Below are 21781 nucleotides of genomic sequence, written 5' to 3'. Positions count from 1 at the left end.
TAGAACATTATGGTGAATATGAGCGATACACAGGTAATTTCTTTTGTTGAGTTGTTAGTCCAAAAAGTGTTTTCAAATCACTATCATGCTCTAACACATTAGGTAGGTTGTTGAGTAAACATTGCTGAGAGTAGTCGGCTTTGCATTGTTTGGCAGCACGACTAAAAACTACCGCATTCAGGTAGCCCTCAAACAGAATATGGTCGATCTTCAACTCAGAGTGCGCTTTTACACGTCGGCGAAACTGTTTACATAATTTTGCCTGGCAAGTATTTGGGTCTGGCACCACTTCAGTGACCATAACGGCTTGACCAGGCTCTAGCCTCGCGAACAACTCTTTACTGGAAACAAACGAGACACTGGTGAACTCAAGGCCTAGCTTGGCATTATTGGCTAACCTGATGAAGGTGGCAAGGGGCTCGTACGTGCCAATCATAATGACCGCGGTGGCACTGGTCTCTTTTATCTGTTCATGGGCCTTTTCTACATCATTGCTGTTACGCTTGAAGCGTGAGATAACGGTGGGTTTGAGGCCTTGCCTTGCTAGTGCTTGTGTTAGGCTTTTTTCAACGGTGATCCCAAACTCATCAGCTTGGATGAGCAAAGCGATATTTTGATGCTCTTTTTCGGCTATTAGAAATTTGATGTGCTCATTGGCTTCATCACGATAACTGGCTCTTAGATTAAAGACATGGAATTTAGGTTCTTGGTGTAAAAAGTCCGCACCTGTAAATGGCATGAGCAAGGGAACTTTACTGTGTTCCAGAAGTGGACGAATTGCAGCGGTTGTGGGGGTACCCATAAAACCAAACAGCACATCGACATTATGGGTATAGATAAATTGCCGTGTGTTGTGGACGGTTCTATTTGGCTCATAGCCATCATCCATGACTATCAACTCGATACGTCTGCCCGCAATTCCACCTTCATTGTTGATGGCATTAAAATGGAGTAAAGCACCATCATACAGTTGTTTGCCAATGCCTTGAGCTGGCCCTGTAAGCGCGATGGACATGCCAAGCTTAATGGTGTGTTGTTCAGACATACTCGCTCCGCTAACCCCCAGTAGTAGCAGGGCAAATAGAGCCTTAATGTAGCTTAGTGAGCTGTCCATATAGTTCATGCACCAGAGTGTTGAGAGCTTGATCAAATTGCTTTCTCGAGGTTAAATTTAAATCGCTTGCGAGCCACGCTTTAGTATTGTTTTGTAATAGTAGTCTAATACCTAATTGTTGTGAAATATCTGATATATGTAGTAATAACTTGGGAGATAGTAGCAGTATATGCCAAATTGTTGCGCTATCTTGCTCAAGCATTTGCCCTCTAGTAGCCAAGAATTTGAGTTGGGCCTGCAAGGAGGGAGGGACTGGCTGATTGGGCATGGCTGTGAGGATCTGCTTGACCAGTTGCCAAGGTAAACGTTGATAATGATTGAGTAATTGATAGCTAAAGTTGGTTCTAAAATGGGCGCTCAGGTCATTAATGTGGGTGTGGTTACGTTGGCGACTTTTCACAACCATGGCTGCATATTCACCGCTCGCCTTATCCTGTTTAAACCCCAATCTAACTAATTGATAGCTGTTTTTCTGCCAAAAGTTGAGCAATTGTGCAGTGGCACCAAAGCTGCTACCAAAGTAATCAACCCGAGTGCTAAGTTGTGATTCAGCATAGTTCAGCAGGTCACTACCAAGTCCTTTTTGATGGAGTTCAGGGGTGATGACGATGCGTACGACACGAGCAAACTTTGCTTTAAGAAAATGGTTATCCCCTTGAGCTGAAAACAGTTGTTGCGGTAACAGGTGGCCTTGAGGTCGACGTACACCAGCGGCTATATCACGGTGTAATTCATCTGGAAGCTGTCCTTCTAGATTGACTAAACACAAACCTAGCAACTGTTTTTGATTGCGTATGGCAAAAATAACATTAGATGGGCTATCTAGAAGCTGGCGCAGGTCGTTTACCGTTGTTTGGTAGTGAGCCAATACCAATAGTGCAAAGGCTTGTTGTAACAAAGCTTCATCATCAGCGAGGGTGGTTCTATCAAGCTGACAAAAACTGGGTTGATCAATGTGCTCCACTATAGGGTACCGACAATCAAGGGCGAAGAGTTGATTGATAACTCGCTCTAACGGATCGTTGTCTTGATAGCGAATAGGGTGTTGTAGGATAAGTGAAACATGATTAGGGTACTGTTGCTTGAGGTAGTTTTGAAATCTCAAAGTGTAACCACGTCCATTGCCTTCATAGCCAATAATGGTGCTTGAAAACACGCACTGACTGGTTTTGCGAGACAAAGCTATCAATATTGGTACTGGGATTGACGCCGCTTCATCAATCAACAACACTTGTCCCTCTAAATCTTGCGAAAGTAACTGATCTGGTGGCACAAATTTTAGATTGGCTAATTGTTTTTCGTGTCCTTGATAAGTTAGCCCTAATGCTTGTGCTAAATGCTTAAAGCTATTTTTAACCGCGCGATATTGTAATGCACAGATGATGAATTGCTTATGCGCCATACTGGCTGCCAATAAGCCTAGTGCTGCGGACTTTCCACGACCTCGATCAGCGCTTAGTAGTACGGGCATGGGCGTGCTGCTTACTAAGCTAAGCCCGATAGATGAAACAACCTCTTGTTGCTGAGTATAGGTGGCTGGTGAGTGGCGAATTAGACCATTTAGTGACAGATGCAGGCCATTAACTTGTGACCAGTAGGATATATCCGCATGGGTTAGACTATTTTGCCAGCGTTTTAGAAAAGGACTATCGGTGACGGTATAGCCAAAAGAGCACCAAGTAGCGGCGCTAGGATCCACCCAATCAGCGAGTTCTGCCAATTCAGGTAGCAGTAATACCATGAGCCCGCCAGCTTTAACCGTGCCGCTAAGCGCTGCCAATTTATTGGGGTTAATGCCCGCATAGCCATCGTAGACGGCTAATTCAAACTCTTGTCCTAAGATTTGATGGAGGTGCTCAGGCCAGCAAGCGTTACTTAGCCCTTGGTGTTTAGATAGCACCAAGCTATCTTCAGATAACTGGAATAACCGACCAAGTTGTTCAACAGCCCAATCGTGCGCACCGCAGATCAAAAATAGCTGACGGTGCTGATTGTTTTCCAGCTCGGAAAATAACGGCTTTAATTCAGAGGCTTTGTAAACGGGCATAGGCGGTGACCAACCATTTGCTTCCCACATCATCAAAGTTTACCTGAATACGAGATTGTGCGCCGCTGCCCTCATAATTAAGTACCGTGCCCGCTCCAAACTTTGCATGTAATACACGTTGCCCTAAATTATAGCCACTGTCTTCAAAGGCTGCATGAGTAACGGATGCACTGAAACGACCGCTGTTTACTGGGCGAGATACTTGGGTTTTGATACGGATCTCTTCGATACACTCCTCTGGAAGTTCTCGTAAGAAGCGAGAAGGGCTATGATGCTTTTCTTGTCCGTATAAACGGCGACTTTCAGCATGGCTGATGTAGAGTTTATCCATGGCTCGGGTCATCCCCACGTAGCATAAGCGCCTTTCTTCCTCCAAGCGACCAGACTCTTCGTGGCTTTGCTGCGATGGGAACATACCTTCTTCAACGCCCACCATAAAAACCAACGGAAACTCTAGACCTTTTGCTGAGTGTAAGGTCATCATTTGCACTGCGTCTTCATGCTCCTGTGCTTGGCCTTCGCCCGACTCTAGTGAGGTATAGGCCAAAAAGCCCTGCAGTGGAGAGCTAAAATCTTCATCAATAGGCGGCTCATACTGGCCACAGGCGCTTATCAATTCTTCAAGGTTTTCTACTCGCGCACGACCTTTCTCACCTTTTTCAGCCTGATACATTGCCATTAAGCCTGAGTATTCAATGGTTGTTTTGGCTTGTTCTGAAAGTTCCAGTTCTGTGATTTTGTCATCCAGTTGCTCAACAAGCTCAATAAAGCGCGCTACGGCGGTGGCGGCTCTACCCGCTAAATGCTTTTGTTCAAGTACGGCTTTGGCAGCGTACCAAAGTGGCATCGACTCATTACGTGCACAGTCGCGAATATGGCTAAGTGTTTTGTCACCAATCCCTCTAGCAGGTGTGTTGATCACCCGCTCAAAAGCAGCGTCATCCTGACGGTTACTCAATAGCCTGAGGTACGCCAACGCATCTTTGATCTCTTGACGCTCGAAGAAACGCATACCGCCGTAAATTCGGTATTTAAGGCCCTCTTGCAGCAAAGCTTCTTCTAACACCCGTGATTGCGCGTTATTACGGTACAAAATTGCACAGTCTTGCAGTGCATTTCCGGCATTAAGCCAAGTGCGAATTTTACTGACCACAAAGCGAGATTCATCGAGTTCATTAAACGCCGCATAAATCGAAATTGGCTCACCTTGATTGCCATCGGTCCAAAGGTTTTTGCCCATTCGCTCGGCGTTATTTTGAATTAGCGCATTCGAGGCTTTAAGAATGTTGGCCGTTGAGCGATAGTTTTGCTCAAGGCGAATGGTTTCTGCCGAAAAGTCTTCTAAGAAACGTTTGATATTTTCGATTTTCGCGCCACGCCAACCATAAATACTCTGATCGTCATCGCCAACAATCATCATATTGTTTTCTTGCCCTGCTAGCAGTTTTAGCCACTGATATTGAATACTGTTGGTATCTTGAAATTCGTCAACAAGCATATGGCGAAAACGTTGCTGGTAGTGTCTCAATAATGTTGGGTGTTGTTGTAATAATTCATAGCAGCGCAGCAGTATTTCAGCAAAGTCGACTAGGCCTGCTCTGTCACAGGCATCTTGATAAGCTGTGTAAACGCGCAGCAGCAGTTGTTCATTGACATCATAAGCTTGAATGTCTTTGGGTCTTTGCCCCTCATCTTTACGCGCGCTGATATACCAAGCAACTTGTTTGGGCGGCCACTTTTTCTCATCAATGTTCATCGCTTTGAGTAGACGGCGTATCATACGGACTTGATCATCGGTATCTAGGATCTGAAACGCTTCAGGTAAGTTTGCTTCGCGATGATGGGCCCGCAAAATACGGTGAGATAAGCCATGGAATGTACCGATCCACATGCCACCGACGGGCATACGTAAGGTTTCTTCAACGCGCGTACGCATTTCTTTGGCCGCTTTATTGGTAAATGTTACGGCAAAAATACTATAGGGCGAGGCATGTTCAACTTGCATTAACCAGGCTATGCGATGTACAAGCACACGGGTTTTTCCTGAGCCAGCGCCTGCCAGAACCAACATATTGCTCAGAGGGGCTGCAACCGCTTCTCGTTGTTTGTCGTTTAAGCCATCGATTAATTCAGAAACGTCCATTATCGCGCCTATTTCAGTAAAATGAGCGCAAAGTATACCCGTGTTAGGGGGGCGTTGCCCAGTTACACGGGTTAAAAACTCACATAATAAAAGCTATCATTTTGAATTAATTAGATAAATAAAGAATACAAAACTGTATAAATAAACAGTTATTCGTGGTCTAACACTGTCTTTAATCTATTTTGAATTTCTTCTACCAGTAAATCAGGTTGGAACTTGGATAAAAACGCATTACACCCTACTTTTTCAACCATTGCCTGATTAAAACTACCGCTTAGTGACGTATTCAAAATGACGTAGAGATCTTTTAAGCGTGCGTCATTGCGAATTTCGTAGGTGAGTCGATAACCATCCATTGCTGGCATTTCAGCATCGGTGATCACGGCTAGCAGCTCTTTGTTAACGTCAATTCCTTCATCAGCCCAATGCTTGAGTAAATTCAAGGCTTCTTGACCATCCGTTGCAGGAATGATTTCTATACCGAGTTGAGCGAGGGTATCCGATACTTGGCGACGAGCGGTTGGAGAGTCATCTGCGTGAAGAATTTTACGGCCTTGAAATTCTTCAATAATGCTTTTGTCCAGAATGTCGTCTGGGATCACCACATCATAAGCAACAATTTCAGCCAGTACTTTCTCAACGTCGATGATTTCAACGATGTGTTCAACACCATCTCGTTTGATTTTGGTCAATGCCGTGAGGTAATGGTTTTTTCCTACAGAGCTTGGTGTTGGCATGATATCTTGCCATGTCGTATTGACGATTTGGTCAACCTTGCCGACCAGAAAAGCCTGTACTGAGCGGTTGTATTCTGTGATCACCAGATTGCTGTCAGCGTCCCTGTCACATTCAGGCATGCAAATAGCGCGACGCAAGTCTATAACGGGAATAGACTCGCCACGAATGGTTGTTACACCGCAAACTTTTGGGTGGGCATTGGGCATAATGTTTAAGTGTGGCAGTTTTACCACCTCTTTAACTTTAAATACGTTTAGGGCGAAGAAATGACGGCTATGAAGATGAAACAGCAACAGCTCTAAGCGGTTTTCGCCTACTAATTGCGTTCTTTGATCAACAGAAGCTAATACACCACCCATACTACTTCACCTTTTTCTCCCAATTGCCTCACTCCAGTATACTGAAGTTGGGACAAAATACGAGCTTTGCATGATTCGCTACTATGTCTACATTTGTATTTAATATTTTACTCGTTGTGCTATTGCTCATAAATGCGTATTTTTTAAGGTTTTCAAGCTTGTAGAGATAGAGTAAGGTGGCACTATGGGACAATAGATAGCATTAGATTATGCCTTTAATTTTTAAACGTTTTATGGTGTTGCTCAGAGCGCACGTTGACAAAGCGAGCTGGCAGCTGTTAATCACGGTCACTGTTTGCCATTTGTTACTTGTATGGGTGTTGCTGAATTATGCGGGTGAGCGGGCATTAATTGAGCCTGATACTTTTATTTATTACTACATAGTGACCACTTCAACCGTCGGTTACGGCGATTTCAGCGCAACAACCAGTATGGGGCGCTGGATAGTGGCATTGGTACAAATTCCGTTCGGCCTAGCCTTATTTGGTATTTTACTCGGTAAAGCGGGTCAGTTCATGACATTTTGGATTAGAAGAGCAATGACAGGCGATAAAAACTTTAACCACCTACGTAATCACATTATTATTTTTGGTTGGCACTCAATACGCACAAAGAAGATGATCGACTATATCTTAGCCGATACCAAAAGGCAGGATAGACGCATTGTTTTGGCAGTGGTCGACGAAATTGAACATCCCTTGTTAAGTTATTCAGAAGTGGATTTTGCGAGGTTATCGAGCTTTACAGATAATGACGAATTGGCACGTATTGCGATCAGTACTGCCGATAAAATTATCATCGATGGACAAGACGATGATCAAACCTTCACCACAGCCCTTAAACTAAGCCCTATGGTACAAACAGGGGCGCATATCAGTGCGCATTTTGTGGATGAAAGCAAAGTCGCATTGCTTAGAGCGCATTGTCAGAATGTGGAGTGCTCAGCGAGTAAATCTGCGGAAATTCTAGTCAGAGCAATGCAGGACCCAGGTTCTAGCCGTGTGCAAGAAGAGCTGTTATCGACCTTACATGGCGATACCCAATTTAGCCTACAGCTCCCAGCGAGTGTGAAGACTTGTCAGTTTGGCGCTTTATTTCATTATTTTAAAGAAAAGCATGATGCAATTTTACTGGGTGTGGCCCATGATTTAAGTGCACAGAATATGGACTTGAACCCGCCGCTTGACTATCTAGTCAATGCTGGGGATATTTTACACTACATCGCCGCTGAACGGGTATTACCTGATGAGGTGGCTTGGCAAAGGTTGTCATGAATGAGCTAATACTATTATTTATTGCCGTGTGTGGGTATTTGATTCCGCTGGCAATCATTTTAGGTAGTAAACGCACAAAAGGCCATGAAAAAAACGGTTGGTTAATCGGCACGATAGTTTTTTCATGGCTCACGTTATTACTGTATTTTTCCATCGTGCCAAAAGGTGGTGTGCAAGTCGAAAAAGACAAAAGAACTCGTTCACGTCATCGACACTAAGCTTGCGTTAGTAACTGCCACTCATGTTCAGACACGGGCATTACCGACAGGCGGCTGGCTTTTTTCAACGCTAATTCGACAATATTGGGGTTAGCTTTGATTGCAGCGAGACTAACTGGCTTAAGGTGCTGTACATATTTCAAAGTGACGCCATACCAGCGTGGATTATCGGCGCTCGACTTTTCATCAAAATAATCACTGTTTGAATCAAACTGGTGTGGGTCGGGCTGTGCAGCTTTAGTGACTTTGGCGATTCCTACAATGGCAGGCACCTTACAGCTAGAGTGGTAAATAAACACTAAGTCATTAAGCTGCACTTTATCTCGTAAAAAGTTACGAGCCTGATAGTTTCTGACGCCTTCCCAAAAAGTGCCTTGCTCGCCTGCTGATTTTAAATCGTCGATAGAAAATGTATCGGGTTCTGTTTTGAATAACCAATATGCCATGTTGCGCCCAATCTTGTTGCAAATATAAGAATAACGATGCGATGAGTCTACAAGTATTTTCTCTAATAGCTTGGGGGTGAGTGACTCACTTAGGTTACTATTATACTATGATTATTTAATTAAACTGATGAAATAAGAGGTCTCGATGAGTCAAGTTCTTACCGATTTATTGTCTTTATTGAAGCTTGAGGAGATAGAGCAGGGTATTTATCGAGGACAGAGTCAGGATTTAGGCTTCCCTCAGGTGTTTGGCGGCCAAGTAATGGGGCAGGCGCTGTCAGCAGCGAAATATACCCTGCCAGAAGGGCGATATGTAAACTCGCTACATTCATATTTTTTGCGCCCAGGGGATGCTAAAAAGCCGATTGTCTACGATGTTGAAGTGATCAGGGACGGGCGCAGTTTTAGTACTCGCCGAGTGCGTGCAATCCAATACGGTAAGCCAATCTTTTATATGACCGCATCTTTTCAGGGCGACGAACCGGGCTTATCTCACCAAAGCACCATGCCGAATGTCCCCGGTCCAGAAGCGCTGAAATCCTCATTGGATTTCTATCGTGAGAACAAAGCGCTTATCCCTGAAAAGTTACGCAATAAGTTTACCTGTGATATGCCACTTGAAACGCGACCGGTGGAATTTCAAAACCCATTTCAGCCAGAGGTGACAGAGCCACAACGTCACGTGTGGTTTAAGGCAAATGGACCGCTTCCTGATGACAGGCGTATTCACAACTACTTACTTGCCTATGCATCTGACTTTGAGTTCTTACCAACCGCTTTACAGCCACATGGCTTATCATTTATGCAACCGAACATGCAGGTTGCGACCATAGATCATGCGATGTGGTTTCATCGTCCTTTTAGAATGGATGATTGGATCCTATACAGTGTTGATAGCCCTAGTGCATCAAATGGCAGAGGTTTAGTACGTGGCCAATTCTTCAACCGAGAGGGGGAGCTGGTGGCATCGACCATTCAAGAAGGGGTGATGCGCCAAAGAAGTTAACAGCCTTGGCCGCTTATCGAAAGCGGCCAACTTGTTTTTGGTTACAGCGTATCTTGAATTGAATGAGAAATACTGGCGGGCAGTAATTCATCTAGGTAGTGTTGTAAATGTTCCAGCTTAGCTTCTGCACGTATGCACTGCTCATCAGACATTTTGATAAACCCGTTTTCTTTCAAGCTGCTGATAAATGCCACCAAGACCTTTTTATCAAAAAATTCTGGGCTTTTGATGCCATGTAGCGTGCCTAGACGGTTGGCGATTACGTCGCTTTCAATTTCTAAGTTTTTGCGGGTAATACCTTGATTATTTTGAATAAGGCTCACTGTAATTGCATAGCGCTCTAAGGTTAAGTGACAGACCTTACCCAGCATTTCAAGCTGTGTTACTGCGCTACTGTCTTTTTTGACCTGTGCGGTTTGGCCATTAAATTCGATCAGCCCCTGCTGTGCGAAGCAGACCAATACTTCCTCTATGTATTCGTCTCGTAGCGGTGTGAGGAACCACTCTTTGGCAAACAACGGATATAGGGTTGCAAACATTTGTTTGCATTCATCCACATTGACAGTGAAACGATTGAACAGCAGCTGAGCAATTACGCTGGGCACCGCGAATAGATGTAGGATGTTGTTGCGATAGTAGTTAAAGAGTGTGCGCTCTTTTTCTTTTATTGCGATGATCTCGCCCAGCTCATCGGCAATAACATCCAGCTTGTTAAGTTGCAATGCGTGTGAGAGTAATTCTTCTGCGCTGTCTTTTGGAACCGTGACCTGTGCGTTGTATTTTGCACTACGTTGTAGGGTCAGATAGAACGACAGTTGTGTGAGCAACTTGCGTTTGCTCAAAGCAAACTGGCTATTACACAGCAGTATTGTGGCTAATAGATTGATGGCATTAAGTGCAGCTGCACTGTTAATGTTGGTCATGATCGTATCGGCCAGTTCAGCCACTTGAGTGTTTAGCCATTGTGGTTTTTGTACGTCGGTTGGGTGAATCGCATCACGCCAGTTACGTTGATGCTCCGTCAGGTACTGATTGACGTTAATGGGCTCGCCAAAATTCAAATAACCACGACCATAGTTTTTGAGATTTTTGATGGCCTTGAACACGGCAAAAACAGATTCATTCTTTTTGTTATTTCCCGCGAGCTCTTTGAGGTAGGTATTGATCTCCATAACGTGCTCATAACCGATATACACGGGCACGATTGAAATGGGACGGTCAATGCCTCTGAGCATAGATTGAAGCGTCATTGCGAGCATTCCGGTTTTAGGTGGCAGTAGACGACCCGTACGGCTGCGCCCGCCTTCAGTGTAAAACTTAACCGAATAACCTTTTATAAACAGCTGACTTAAATATTCTTTAAACACCGCAGAGTAGAGCTTATTACCTGCAAATGAGCGACGAATGAAAAATGCCCCAGAACGTCTAAAAATACCACCGGCAGGGAAGAAGTTAAGGTTGACTCCCGCAGCAATGTGCGGTGGCACAAGACCTTGATGATAAATCACATACGTCAGTAACAAATAGTCCATATGGCTGCGGTGACAAGGCACATAGATGATTTCGTGGCCCTTGTCGGCGAGTTGATGCACGCGGTCGGCATACTTGACTTCGATACCATTGTAGAGTTTGGTCCAAAGCCACGTAAGTATACGATCACCGACACGCACCATAGCATCAGAATAGTTTGCCGCGATTTCATCAAGCAACTCTTGCGCATTTAGGCGTGCTTCTTCATAGCTCAAGCCTTTGCTTTTGGCTTCATCAGCTATTGCTTTCTTGATGGCTGGAGCGGCCAATAATGAGCTGAACAACTTATCACGAGAAGGCAGCTTGGGGCCCGTTGCGGCCAGTTTTTGACGATGAAAATGCACGCGAGCCACACGTACCAGTTTTTGTGGTAGTTCATCAACATCAGACTTATCATTAATGAGTTGCTTTAAGTCTATCGGTTGACTAAATCTCACTAAATTATCGCGACCTGAAAACAATAGTACGAAAAACTTACGCAGCCAGCTTGGCGTTAGAGAGTGAGAGAAGAGTGTGCCGATACCAGCTTTCTCTTTGCCCGGATTTCGGCCCCACAAAATGGTGACAGGGATAATTTGCGCCTGTATTTGAGGATCGCCATGTAATGCGGAAAAAATAGCTCTGCCTGTCGTTAATACGTTACTAGGCGCTGCCACTTTGGCAAACAATGGGGTTGGGTTTTGTAAGCCAAGAAAACGGTCAATGTCGTTATCTCCCAGTCTTTGAGGTTGGGTTGGCCTAGGCAAACCTAATTTTTTACAAACGGCATCTAATGCGGCCAAGTCTGCGCGAGAATTGAGCCTTGCGACATAAAAGGTTGGCAAATTGGGGTTGAGGTCAAATTGCGCTATTGGGTTGTCTGGTAATAATTTTGTTTTTACAAATAATAAATTAGCCCAATGAGCGAACAGGTTTAAGGTTCGAGAAACAATTCCCATGGCAACACCACATCAAAAAATTTGCAATAGCATAGCAAGCTTTAACTGGACTGACCATTTCTAGTGGCCTCGCATACTTGTGCGGATTATTTAGTAATCTACGTCAGTACTTAAAATAACTTAGCATTAGTTGTTGCATTTATCACCAATCTCATTATAATGTGCGGACTTTCTTGCTACTAAGTAGCTCGAAAGCAAATATAGGGCTTGGATTTCAAGCCAATTAAACAGGAATTCCGATTTGGAATTCAATGGTAGAAATAAGAAGACAACCAGCGATTTAAGTATTTATTTCGTTCTGGTGGTTTTTTTATGCTCTTTTTAAATGCTCTTTTAATTGAGGTTTAAGAATGTCAAATCAACGCATTCGTATTCGCCTAAAAGCTTTTGACCACCGTTTGATTGACCAATCAACGGCGGAAATCGTGGAAACTGCGAAACGCACTGGTGCTCAAGTACGTGGTCCAATCCCACTACCAACGCGCTTTGAACGTTTTACTGTATTGATCTCTCCGCACGTAAACAAAGATGCGCGTGATCAGTATGAAATCCGCACCCACAAACGTCTGATCGACATCGTAGAACCAACAGATAAGACTGTAGACGCTCTAATGCGCCTAGACCTTGCTGCTGGTGTTGATGTTCAAATCAGCCTGGGTTAATCGGAAGATTAGAGAGGTTTTAGGAAAATGGCATTAGGTCTAGTCGGTCGTAAAGTGGGTATGACACGTATCTTCACTGAAGATGGTGTATCTATCCCTGTGACAGTTATCGAAGCGACGCCTAACCGTGTTACTCAGATCAAATCTGACGCAACAGACGGTTATGAAGCGCTTCAAGTTACTGCAGGCGAGAAAAAAGCAAGCCGTGTAAACAAAGCAGCAGCGGGTCACTTCGCTAAAGCAGGTGTTGAAGCGGGTCGTGGCCTGTGGGAATTCCGCCTAAATGGTGGTGAAGGCGATTTTGAAGTAGGTGCTGAACTTACAGTTGAACTTTTCAACGACGTAAGCAAAGTAGACGTAACTGGTACTTCAAAAGGTAAAGGTTTCCAAGGTGGTGTTAAGCGCTGGAACTTCAGCATGCAAGACGCTACTCACGGTAACTCTTTGTCTCACCGTGCTCCTGGTTCAATCGGTCAAAACCAATCACCTGGTAAGGTGTTTAAAGGTAAGAAAATGGCTGGTCAAATGGGTAATGTGCAAACAACTACTCAGAACCTTGAACTAGTACGTGTTGACGCTGAGCGTAACCTGCTTTTAGTTAAAGGTGCAGTACCTGGCGCTATCGGCGGTGACGTTATCGTTAAACCAGCTGTTAAAGCATAAGTCCTGGAGATTTAGTGATGGAATTAGCAATTAAAGGCGCTGGCGCGCTTGAAGTTTCCGAAGCTACTTTTGGACGTGAGTTTAACGAAGCATTAGTACATCAGGTAGTTGTTGCTTATGCAGCAGGTGCTCGTCAAGGTACTCGTGCTCAGAAGACACGTTCTGAAGTAAGAGGCGGTGGTAAGAAACCATTCAGCCAAAAAGGTACTGGCCGTGCTCGTGCTGGTACAATCCGCAGCCCAATTTGGCGCAGCGGTGGTGTGAGCTTTGCAGCTAAACCGCAAGATCACAGCCAAAAAGTTAACCGTAAGATGTATCGCGGTGCGATTAAGAGCATCTTGTCTGAGCTTGTTCGTCAAGAGCGTTTAGTGGTTGTTGAAAACTTCGGTTTAGAAGCACCTAAAACTAAAGAGCTTGTAGCTAAGCTTAAAGAGCTTGAGCTTAAAGACGTGCTTATCGTGACTGAAGAAGTAGATGAGAATCTATTCCTTTCTGCACGTAACCTTTATAAGGTTGACACTCGTGATGTAGCTGGCATTGACCCAGTAAGCCTAATCGCTTTCGATAAGGTACTTATTACTGCAGGTGCTGTTAAGCAACTTGAGGAGGCGCTAGCATGATCCGTGAAGAACGTCTTTTAAAAGTAATTCTTGCTCCACACATCTCTGAGAAAAGCACTATCGCTGCTGAAGAGAACAACACGATTGTTTTCAAAGTAGCTAAAGATGCAACTAAAGCTGAAGTTAAAGCTGCTGTTGAGAAGCTTTTTGAAGTAGAAGTAACTGGTGTTCGTACTTTGAATGTTAAGGGTAAAACAAAGCGTACTGGTATGCGTTTCGGTCGTCGTTCAGACTGGAAGAAAGCCTACGTTACTCTTAAAGAAGGTAGCGAGCTAGACTTTGTCGGCGGCGCCGAGTAATAAGGGGAGTTAGAATTATGGCACTTCAAAAGTGTAAACCAACTTCTGCGGGTCGTCGTCACGTCGTTAAAGTGGTTAACCCTGATCTACACAAGGGTAAGCCATACGCTCCGCTTTTAGAGAAAAACTCTAAATCAGGTGGTCGTAACAACAACGGTCGTATCACGGTTCGTCACATCGGTGGTGGTCACAAGCAACACTACCGTGTAATTGACTTTAAACGTACTAAAGATGGCATTCCAGCTACTGTTGAGCGTTTAGAGTACGATCCAAACCGTAGCGCAAACATCGCTCTTGTATTATATGCAGACGGTGAGCGTCGTTACATCATTGCACCTAAAGGCCTTAAAGCCGGTGATCAGATCCAGTCTGGTGTTGATGCACCAATCAAAGCTGGTAACACATTACCGATGCGTAACATGCCTGTAGGTTCGACTGTACACAACGTAGAATTAAAGCCAGGTAAAGGTGCTCAAATCGCACGTTCTGCTGGTGCATACGTTCAAATCCTAGCACGTGAAGGTCAATATGTGACTCTACGTCTTCGTTCAGGCGAAGTTCGTAAAGTTGAGTCTGACTGTCGCGCTACCTTAGGTGAAGTAGGCAATGCTGAGCATATGCTTCGTTCACTAGGTAAAGCAGGTGCTAACCGCTGGCGTGGTATTCGTCCGACAGTTCGTGGTGTTGCCATGAACCCGGTTGATCACCCTCACGGTGGTGGTGAAGGTCGTACTTCTGGTGGTCGTCACCCTGTGTCTCCATGGGGCAAGCCTACCAAAGGTGCTAAAACACGTAAGAACAAGCGTACTGATAAATTAATCGTACGTCGTCGTACTAAGTAATAGTTGAGGAATTGCCATGCCACGTTCTCTCAAGAAGGGTCCATTCATTGACCTACACTTGCTGAAGAAGGTAGAGAAGGCGTTGGAAAGCGGTGACAAGAAGCCTATCAAGACTTGGAGCCGTCGTTCAATGATCATCCCTAATATGATCGGATTGACCATCGCAGTCCATAATGGTCGTCAGCACGTCCCTGTATTTGTTTCGGACGAAATGATCGGTCACAAACTAGGTGAATTTGCACCTACACGTACTTACCGCGGTCACGCTGCGGATAAGAAAGCTAAAAAACGTTAATCGGAGGGTATGATGGAAGCATTAGCTAAACACAAATTCGCCTCTGGTTCGGCGCAAAAAGCACGTCTAGTAGCAGATCAGATCCGCGGACTACCGGTAGATCGCGCTCTAGAAATCCTGGCGTACAGCCCTAAAAAAGCGGCTGTATTAGTTAAAAAAGTACTTGAGTCTGCTATTGCTAACGCAGAGCACAACGAAGGTGCTGACATTGATGAGCTACGTGTAGCTACGATCTTTGTGGACGATGGTCCTACAATGAAACGTATCATGCCACGTGCTAAAGGACGCGCAGACCGCATCCTTAAGCGTACAAGCCACATCACTGTTGTGGTTTCGGATAGCTAGGAGATATAAGTAATGGGACAAAAAGTTCATCCTACTGGTATTCGCCTAGGTATCTCTAAACCTTGGGTTTCTACCTGGTACGCGAATACAAAAGATTTCTCTGCACAGCTTTTTGGCGATCACAAAGTGCGTCAATACCTTACTAAGGAATTGAAAGCAGCTTCTGTGTCTAAAATCGTTATCGAGCGTCCAGCTAAATCAATCCGTGTAACAATTCACACAGCTCGTCCTGGTGTTGTTATCGGTAAAAAAGGCGAAGACGTTGAAAAGCTTCGTCAAGCTGTAACTAAGATTGCGGGTGTACCTGCTCAGATCAATATTTCTGAAGTACGTAAACCAGAGCTAGATGCACAATTAGTTGCAGATGGCATCGCATCTCAGCTTGAGCGTCGTGTTATGTTCCGTCGCGCTATGAAGCGTTCGGTACAAAATGCAATGCGCATTGGTGCTAAAGGTATCAAAGTTGAAGTAAGCGGTCGTCTAGGCGGCGCAGAAATCGCACGTTCTGAATGGTATCGTGAAGGTCGTGTACCTCTACATACTCTACGTGCTGATATCGATTATGCAACTTCTGAAGCGTTAACCACTTACGGTATCATCGGTGTTAAAGTTTGGATCTTCAAAGGCGAAGTAATTGGTGGTTTACCACTAGTTCAAGAGCAAGAGAAGCCAGCTAAACGTGCGCCGAAGAAAGCCAAAAAAAGTGCTAAGTAAGAGGTAGCGATTAATGTTACAGCCAAAACGTACAAAATTCCGTAAAGTGCATAAAGGCCGCAACCGTGGTCTTGCAAACAGCGGTAACAAAGTAAGCTTCGGTTCTTTCGGCTTGAAAGCAACAGGTCGTGGTCGTATGACTGCTCGTCAAATCGAAGCAGCTCGTCGTGCTATGACACGTCACATCAAGCGTCAAGGTAAAATCTGGATCCGTGTGTTCCCAGACAAGCCAATCACTGAAAAGCCGCTTGAAGTTCGTATGGGTAAAGGTAAAGGTTCTGTTGAGTACTGGGTTGCTGAAATCCAGCCAGGCAAAGTACTTTACGAGATGGAAGGTGTTTCTGAAGAGCTTGCTCGTGAAGCATTCAACCTAGCTGCTCGTAAATTACCTTTCAAAACAACATTTGTAACTCGGACGGTAATGTGATGAAAGCTAGCGAACTTAAAGACAAAAGCGTAGAAGAGCTAAATGCTGAACTTCTAGAGCTACTACGTGAGCAGTTCAACCTGCGCATGCAAGTGAGCACTGGTCAGCTAGCTCAAACTCACGAGCTGAAAAAAGTACGTCGCAATATTGCGCGTGTTAAAACGGTTATCAACCAGAAGGCAGGTGCATAATGAGCGATAAGATCCGTACTCTTCAAGGTCGTGTACTAAGCGACAAGATGGACAAATCTATCGTTGTTGCTATCGAGCGTCAGGTGAAGCACCCTATCTATGGTAAATTCATCAAGCGTACAACTAAGTTGCACGCACACGACGAAAGCAACACTGCTAAAGCAGGCGATACAGTTACTATCCGTGAATGTGCGCCGATTTCTAAAAAGAAATCATGGACTTTAGTTGAAGTAGTTTCACGTCCTAAGCAAGCTTAATTTTAGTTTTAAACTAAGTTAAACTTTGTTTTCAAAAGCCTCGGCCTCGGTCGGGGCTTTTTGCGTTTTGGGCGATGTTTTTATTTCGTGTCCGAGGCCTGTTTACATATCTCGAATTCAACCTATCGTTTTCAACTTTTAGTTGGCTGGATATAAGGGGTTGAACAAGAGCATGCATTTATAAAGGTTAGTATCTAATACAGTGAGAATTATTCGGCTAGAAAGTAACAACGGGTCAGGCCGATACAGATGTATTTTGGTCTATGTTTAAATAGTGCGAGCAGGCGCTGTGAGCACCGATAATAGGCGTTTTCGGCTATGGCTGCGCCAGTAAGTTGTAGCCTCTAGATGTTGTTATCTACGGCTACAAACTTTGGCATGAATAGTGATTAATGAAGCTCTATTGAGAAAAAGAGGGCTTCATCGAAAGTTGTTTACTCTTCGTTGATGATGGGTACTTCAAGCCCCATCTCTTCCATGATCTTACGTACTTCTTCTGGCACCTTTTCAGGATTATCTTTTCTCAAGTCCTCATCACTGGGTAGCGGCTGGCCAGTAAAAGCATGTAAAAAAGCTTCACATAATAGTTCGCTGTTTGTGGCATGGCGCAAGTTGTTTACTTGACGGCGTGTGCGCTCGTCAGTAAGTACTTTTAATACGTTTAGCGGGATAGAGACGGTTATTTTTTTTACTTGTTCAGATTTTTTACCGTGCTCTGCATATGGGTGAATATACTCACCATTCCATTTAGCCATAGTGTTGTTATTGCCTCAGTGTTGGGAATGCTAATAAGACTGGGTTCGTCAACGCGTTTACTCACTATATGGCATAAACTCCTAGATATACCTATGATAGTTTATTCAAAAACGCAGTCTTATTAGCAATACAAGTTTGTTAAGTGGCGAAATTTTATCGGTTTAAAAAAGATAGTCAAATACTAGTTAAATAGCCATTTAGAGGTATAAATGTTTTGACTTCTAACTTTTGATCATCTAACCTTTTAGACGTCTAAACATCCAACTATCTAGGTGATGATATGAGTGAGAGTGGAAAGTCTACCATCGCAGTACGTTATGGCATTGATGCTGATAAGCACCACGGTGCTGTTGTGCCGCCGTTATATTTGTCTACGACTTATTCGTTTGCTGATTTTGATACCAAACGTGATTATGACTATGGTCGTAGCGGTAATCCAAACCGCGATATTTTGGCGCAAACATTAGCGCAGTTAGAAGGCGCAGAGCGAGGCATTATTACTGCAACGGGAATGGCCGCAGTGCACTTAGTCACTCAGCTACTCAACCATGATGATACTTTAGTGATCCCCCATGATTGTTACGGCGGCAGCTATCGTTTATTTACCTCTTTGCAAAAACGTGGGTTGCTAAAGCTTGTGGTATTAGATCTTACAAAAGCGCAAAGTTATGAGCAGATCCTTACGATAAAGCCTAAGTTGGTTTGGATTGAGACACCGAGCAACCCTATTTTACGACTCACTGACATTGAGGCCGTAGCCAAAGTTGCTAAACAAGCAGGAGCACTGGTAGCGGCCGATAACACATTTTTATCCCCTGCATTGCAAAATCCGATCAAGCTAGGTGCAGATATTGTGGTGCACTCTACAACCAAGTATATTAATGGTCACTCGGATGTTGTTGGAGGTGCGGTTGTTGCTAAAACTGCAGAACTGGGTGAGGAGCTGGCTTGGTGGGCGAATAATATCGGCATTACGGGAGCGCCTTTTGATAGCTACCTAACCCTAAGAGGGTTACGCACCTTAAATATTCGTTTAAAGCAGCATCAAGAGAATGCACTGGTTATTGCGAAATACCTTGAACAGTCTCCTTATGTCAGTCAAGTTTATTATCCGGGCTTGGAGTCTCATCCACAGCATGAACTTGCTAAGAAGCAGCAGTCGGGTTTTGGTGGCATGGTGAGCTTTGATATTAAAGGTGGTCTTAAGGACTCTGCTGCGTTTTTAACGAGCTTAAAGCAGTTCTCATTGGCTGAGTCACTGGGTGGGGTTGAAAGCTTAATATGTCACCCTGCGACCATGACGCACGCAGGAATGGAACCGCAAGCTAGATTAGAAGCTGGTGTTGGTGATACCTTGATCCGTATTTCCGTCGGCATTGAAGATGTAGAGGATCTCGTCAAGGATCTTGAACAAGCCTTTGCAAAAGTACAGCCTGGATCTGCACACGCATCAGATGAAGGTAAAGCATTTAAGTTAACGCCGGCTCATACGGCATTGTGGTAAGACGATGACAAAAGTTGTACATAAATTTGGTGGTTCTAGCTTAAGTTCTGCCGCACGTTATCAAGCAGTAGCGCAAATTGTGTTGGGCCAGTGCCTAGCTGGTGACTGTGTTGTGGTGTCTGCCGCAGGGAAAACCACCAACACCTTAGTAAAGCTTTGGCAAAGCTATAAGCAAGATGACAACCAAGGGTTCAGCGATATTTTACTACAGTTGGAAAATCATCAAAGTGAGCTTATCGCAGCCTTGTTTGTAGGTCACAATCGCAGCGATTTACTCGCGCAGTTAGATAATGAGCTACAAACCATTACTGAACAGGCTAAACATGGGGTGTTACATGAAGCCACTTTGCTAGCTCATGGTGAGCTTTGGTCAGCAAGAGTGTTGGCGTACCTGTTAACACAATTAGGGTTTGCAGCTCAGCACGTTGATGCGAGACAGTTGTTTACTTTGCACAACGGCCAGCTGTTACACCAACAGAATAAACAAGCTTGTAAGGAGTTGCTCCAAGCGAATGCGTTATTTGTGGTCACAGGTTTTATCGCCAGCGATGTGGAGCATCAAACCGTGACGTTGGGGCGCAATGGCAGTGATTATAGTGCGACGTTGCTCGCCAACTACCTTGATGCCGATGCGGTGTCTATCTGGACGGATACGCAGGGCGTGTTCAGCACCGACCCACGTAAGGTTGCAAGTGCAATAAAGTACCCCAAGGTGTGTAGATCTCAGGCGCATCTATTAGCTCGCTTGGGCAATCCAGTGCTACATGCAAAAACTTTGTCTCCTTTGAAAAATACCAAGATTAAACTGCAAGTACGTAGCAGTTTTGATGTAGAGGCGTCACCGACTGAAATTGTCAAAGAAGGCTACAGCAAGGCAAAGCGTTTCATCACTACTTTTGAAGACTTGGATCTCATTAGAGTGGACGCTTTGCGTCAGGGGGAAGTGGGTGAGTTAAGCCAGTTAATCCAGCACAGCATTCATCATTTTATAGCGCAAGGCGAATGTTACATACTGGTTCCTGCCGCGCATACACACGAAGTGCTGCAAGCATTATCGGGACGCGCAAATATCGTGGAAAGTGCGCTACAAGGCTTTGCTGTGGTTGCTGCGCCAAGCGATGTTGCTCAGCTACAGGTGCAAGCTACACAGTTACTGAATGAACAAAATGTGGTTGTGAGGTTTTTACACAGCGATGATGAATATGTGTTGTTTTTAACCGACCAAGCGATTGATAGCGATGTGCTGGCCATCTTACATGACAAGTTAGTGAACAAAGGCCGAGAGCTTGCCGTGATCATTGCTGGTTTAGGTAACGTTGGTGAGGTATTTGTAGCACAGTGTCAGCGTCAAGTTGCTCATCTAAAACAGCAGTTTGACGTTAAAGTGGTTGCTTTGGTTCGCTCTGGGCAAATGTTGTTTTCGGCTAGCGGCATTGCAATAGATACTTGGCAACAGCAATGGCAAAATGAAGCAGTTGACTATGCAAATAGTGAGTTAATTGAGCGAATTGGCGAGTTAGACTACGAACATAAGGTAGTGATAGATATCACCGCAAGTGAAGCATTCAGTCATCTTTATCCGCAGTTTATTAAGCAAGATTGCCATTTGATTAGTGCCAACAAGTACGCAGGCACAGCAGACAATACTTGGTACCAGAACCTACGTGAGCAGCTAACCGAGCGTAACCTATTTTGGCGTTATAACACCAGTGTTGGGGCGGGGTTACCGATTAATTTTGCTTTAGCTGATTTGCAGCACAGTGGTGATAAGATAACGCAGATAGATGGTGTGTTTTCTGGGACACTCTCATGGTTATGTAGCAGCTTTGATGGCTCTACAGCGTTTTCTGAGTTGGTCTTACAAGCACAAGCAATGGGTTATACGGAACCCGATCCACGAGAAGATTTATCTGGCAGAGACATGCAGCGCAAGCTGCTAATTTTAGCACGCGACATTGGCCTAACGTTAGATTTAGAAGATATCGCGTTGCAGCCACTTATGCCTGAAGATATGGCGCAAGGCAGTTGGGATGAATTCCTGACGCGTCGTGAGCAACTTGATGCCTTCTACGCTGAGCAATATCAACAAGCAAAAGCGCAAAATCAAGTGCTACGTTACACCGGTTCCTTGAGTATAGATGAACAAGGTAAAGTGAGCGCTAAAGTGGGTATCGCCTTTGTTGCAAAAGACTCAGCCATTGCGCACCTAACGCCAGGTGACAACATCTTTGTCATTAAGAGCATCTGGTATGAGAGTAATCCCTTGGTATTGCAAGGTCCTGGTGCGGGGAAAGAAGTCACAGCAGCTGGGATCCATTCCGATTTATACTGGCTGACACAAAGGCTGAAGTGAACCTGTGGGAAATACAAAAAAGGCGATATTTCTATCGCCT

23 protein-coding genes are annotated in these 21781 nt (G+C 44.6%); 16 read left to right on the top strand and 7 right to left on the bottom strand.

Features of this window, described 5'->3' with window-relative positions; translation table 11 throughout:
• Positions 1-7 precede the first annotated feature (7 nt).
• The 4 genes from L1070_RS13675 to L1070_RS13660 form a co-directional block, all read right to left on the bottom strand.
• Complete coding sequence (locus L1070_RS13675; RefSeq protein ID WP_237125926.1) at positions 8-1045, bottom strand: ABC transporter substrate-binding protein; 1038 nt, start codon at positions 1043-1045, stop codon at positions 8-10.
• Between the two features lie 43 nt (positions 1046-1088).
• Positions 1089-3194: a GNAT family N-acetyltransferase gene (locus L1070_RS13670; protein WP_237125925.1), complete on the bottom strand. Its 2106-nt coding sequence runs from the start codon at positions 3192-3194 to the stop codon at positions 1089-1091.
• Entirely contained in the window at positions 3139-5304 is a 2166-nt protein-coding gene (gene uvrD / locus L1070_RS13665; RefSeq protein WP_237125924.1) for a DNA helicase II, read from the bottom strand. Before uvrD ends, L1070_RS13670 begins: the two co-directional genes overlap by 56 nt.
• Positions 5305-5453: 149 nt before the next feature.
• Complete coding sequence (locus L1070_RS13660; RefSeq protein ID WP_237125923.1) at positions 5454-6401, bottom strand: chemotaxis protein CheV; 948 nt, start codon at positions 6399-6401, stop codon at positions 5454-5456.
• A gap of 209 nt (positions 6402-6610) precedes the next feature.
• Here L1070_RS13660 and L1070_RS13655 point away from each other — a divergent pair, with 209 nt between their 5' ends.
• Positions 6611-7675 (top strand): potassium channel family protein, encoded by a 1065-nt coding sequence (locus tag L1070_RS13655; protein ID WP_070986419.1) that lies wholly within the window; start codon positions 6611-6613, stop codon positions 7673-7675.
• Complete coding sequence (locus L1070_RS13650) at positions 7672-7893, top strand: hypothetical protein (protein WP_070986418.1); 222 nt, start codon at positions 7672-7674, stop codon at positions 7891-7893. The genes L1070_RS13655 and L1070_RS13650 overlap by 4 nt, the downstream gene beginning before the upstream one ends.
• On the opposite strand, the gene L1070_RS13645 is transcribed toward L1070_RS13650, so the two are convergent.
• Positions 7890-8339 carry an EVE domain-containing protein gene (locus L1070_RS13645; RefSeq protein ID WP_070986417.1) on the bottom strand — a complete coding sequence of 150 codons (450 nt, stop codon included), beginning with the start codon at positions 8337-8339 and terminating at the stop codon, positions 7890-7892. The two genes, L1070_RS13650 and L1070_RS13645, sit on opposite strands and share 4 nt — an antisense overlap.
• Before the next feature lie 145 nt (positions 8340-8484).
• On the opposite strand from L1070_RS13645, the gene tesB reads away from it, so the two are divergent.
• Positions 8485-9345, top strand: coding sequence for an acyl-CoA thioesterase II (gene tesB, locus L1070_RS13640; protein ID WP_237125922.1), 861 nt, complete (start codon positions 8485-8487; stop codon positions 9343-9345).
• A gap of 41 nt (positions 9346-9386) precedes the next feature.
• Here the strand turns inward: tesB and plsB are convergent, their stop codons facing one another.
• On the bottom strand, positions 9387-11813 hold the full coding sequence (plsB, locus tag L1070_RS13635) for a glycerol-3-phosphate 1-O-acyltransferase PlsB (protein WP_237125921.1): 2427 nt from the start codon (positions 11811-11813) through the stop codon (positions 9387-9389).
• A 350-nt stretch (positions 11814-12163) separates the two neighbouring features.
• Between plsB and rpsJ the strand changes: the two genes are divergently transcribed.
• From rpsJ to rpsQ, 11 genes are read left to right on the top strand one after another with little or no spacing between them, the layout of a single operon-like run.
• Positions 12164-12475 (top strand): 30S ribosomal protein S10, encoded by a 312-nt coding sequence (gene rpsJ / locus L1070_RS13630; protein ID WP_005495349.1) that lies wholly within the window; start codon positions 12164-12166, stop codon positions 12473-12475.
• 27 nt (positions 12476-12502) lie between these two features.
• Positions 12503-13138, top strand: coding sequence for a 50S ribosomal protein L3 (rplC, locus tag L1070_RS13625; protein WP_070986414.1), 636 nt, complete (start codon positions 12503-12505; stop codon positions 13136-13138).
• Between the two features lie 17 nt (positions 13139-13155).
• Entirely contained in the window at positions 13156-13758 is a 603-nt protein-coding gene (gene rplD / locus L1070_RS13620) for a 50S ribosomal protein L4 (RefSeq protein WP_070986413.1), read from the top strand.
• Complete coding sequence (gene rplW / locus L1070_RS13615) at positions 13755-14057, top strand: 50S ribosomal protein L23 (RefSeq protein ID WP_070986412.1); 303 nt, start codon at positions 13755-13757, stop codon at positions 14055-14057. Before rplD ends, rplW begins: the two co-directional genes overlap by 4 nt.
• Positions 14058-14074: 17 nt before the next feature.
• Positions 14075-14899: a 50S ribosomal protein L2 gene (gene rplB / locus L1070_RS13610; protein ID WP_070986411.1), complete on the top strand. Its 825-nt coding sequence runs from the start codon at positions 14075-14077 to the stop codon at positions 14897-14899.
• A gap of 16 nt (positions 14900-14915) precedes the next feature.
• On the top strand, positions 14916-15194 hold the full coding sequence (rpsS, locus tag L1070_RS13605; RefSeq protein WP_010561269.1) for a 30S ribosomal protein S19: 279 nt from the start codon (positions 14916-14918) through the stop codon (positions 15192-15194).
• Positions 15195-15206: 12 nt separating this feature from the next.
• Entirely contained in the window at positions 15207-15539 is a 333-nt protein-coding gene (rplV, locus tag L1070_RS13600; RefSeq protein WP_058031283.1) for a 50S ribosomal protein L22, read from the top strand.
• A 12-nt stretch (positions 15540-15551) separates the two neighbouring features.
• Entirely contained in the window at positions 15552-16253 is a 702-nt protein-coding gene (gene rpsC / locus L1070_RS13595) for a 30S ribosomal protein S3 (protein ID WP_070986410.1), read from the top strand.
• A gap of 13 nt (positions 16254-16266) precedes the next feature.
• Positions 16267-16680, top strand: a complete 414-nt coding sequence (gene rplP / locus L1070_RS13590) for a 50S ribosomal protein L16 (RefSeq protein ID WP_070986409.1) — start codon at positions 16267-16269, stop codon at positions 16678-16680.
• Positions 16680-16871, top strand: a complete 192-nt coding sequence (gene rpmC, locus L1070_RS13585; protein ID WP_070986408.1) for a 50S ribosomal protein L29 — start codon at positions 16680-16682, stop codon at positions 16869-16871. The genes rplP and rpmC overlap by 1 nt, the downstream gene beginning before the upstream one ends.
• The gene (rpsQ, locus tag L1070_RS13580) at positions 16871-17128 is read left to right on the top strand and encodes a 30S ribosomal protein S17 (RefSeq protein WP_070986407.1); all 258 of its coding nucleotides are present in this window, start codon (positions 16871-16873) and stop codon (positions 17126-17128) included. The genes rpmC and rpsQ overlap by 1 nt, the downstream gene beginning before the upstream one ends.
• A gap of 434 nt (positions 17129-17562) precedes the next feature.
• Here the strand turns inward: rpsQ and metJ are convergent, their stop codons facing one another.
• The gene (gene metJ / locus L1070_RS13575; protein ID WP_070986406.1) at positions 17563-17883 is read right to left on the bottom strand and encodes a met regulon transcriptional regulator MetJ; all 321 of its coding nucleotides are present in this window, start codon (positions 17881-17883) and stop codon (positions 17563-17565) included.
• Positions 17884-18164: 281 nt separating this feature from the next.
• Here metJ and metB point away from each other — a divergent pair, with 281 nt between their 5' ends.
• Together metB and metL are read left to right on the top strand one after the other, a co-directional pair.
• Positions 18165-19388, top strand: a complete 1224-nt coding sequence (gene metB, locus L1070_RS13570) for a cystathionine gamma-synthase (protein WP_237125920.1) — start codon at positions 18165-18167, stop codon at positions 19386-19388.
• Positions 19389-19392: 4 nt separating this feature from the next.
• Entirely contained in the window at positions 19393-21741 is a 2349-nt protein-coding gene (gene metL, locus L1070_RS13565; protein WP_237125919.1) for a bifunctional aspartate kinase/homoserine dehydrogenase II, read from the top strand.
• Positions 21742-21781: the final 40 nt, after the last annotated feature.

It is taken from the genome of Pseudoalteromonas sp. MMG022 (assembly GCF_021654245.1).
Lineage (GTDB): Bacteria > Pseudomonadota > Gammaproteobacteria > Enterobacterales > Alteromonadaceae > Pseudoalteromonas > Pseudoalteromonas amylolytica.
Note: the sequence above shows the minus strand (reverse complement) of the source record. Positions and strands in the feature narration are given on the sequence as shown.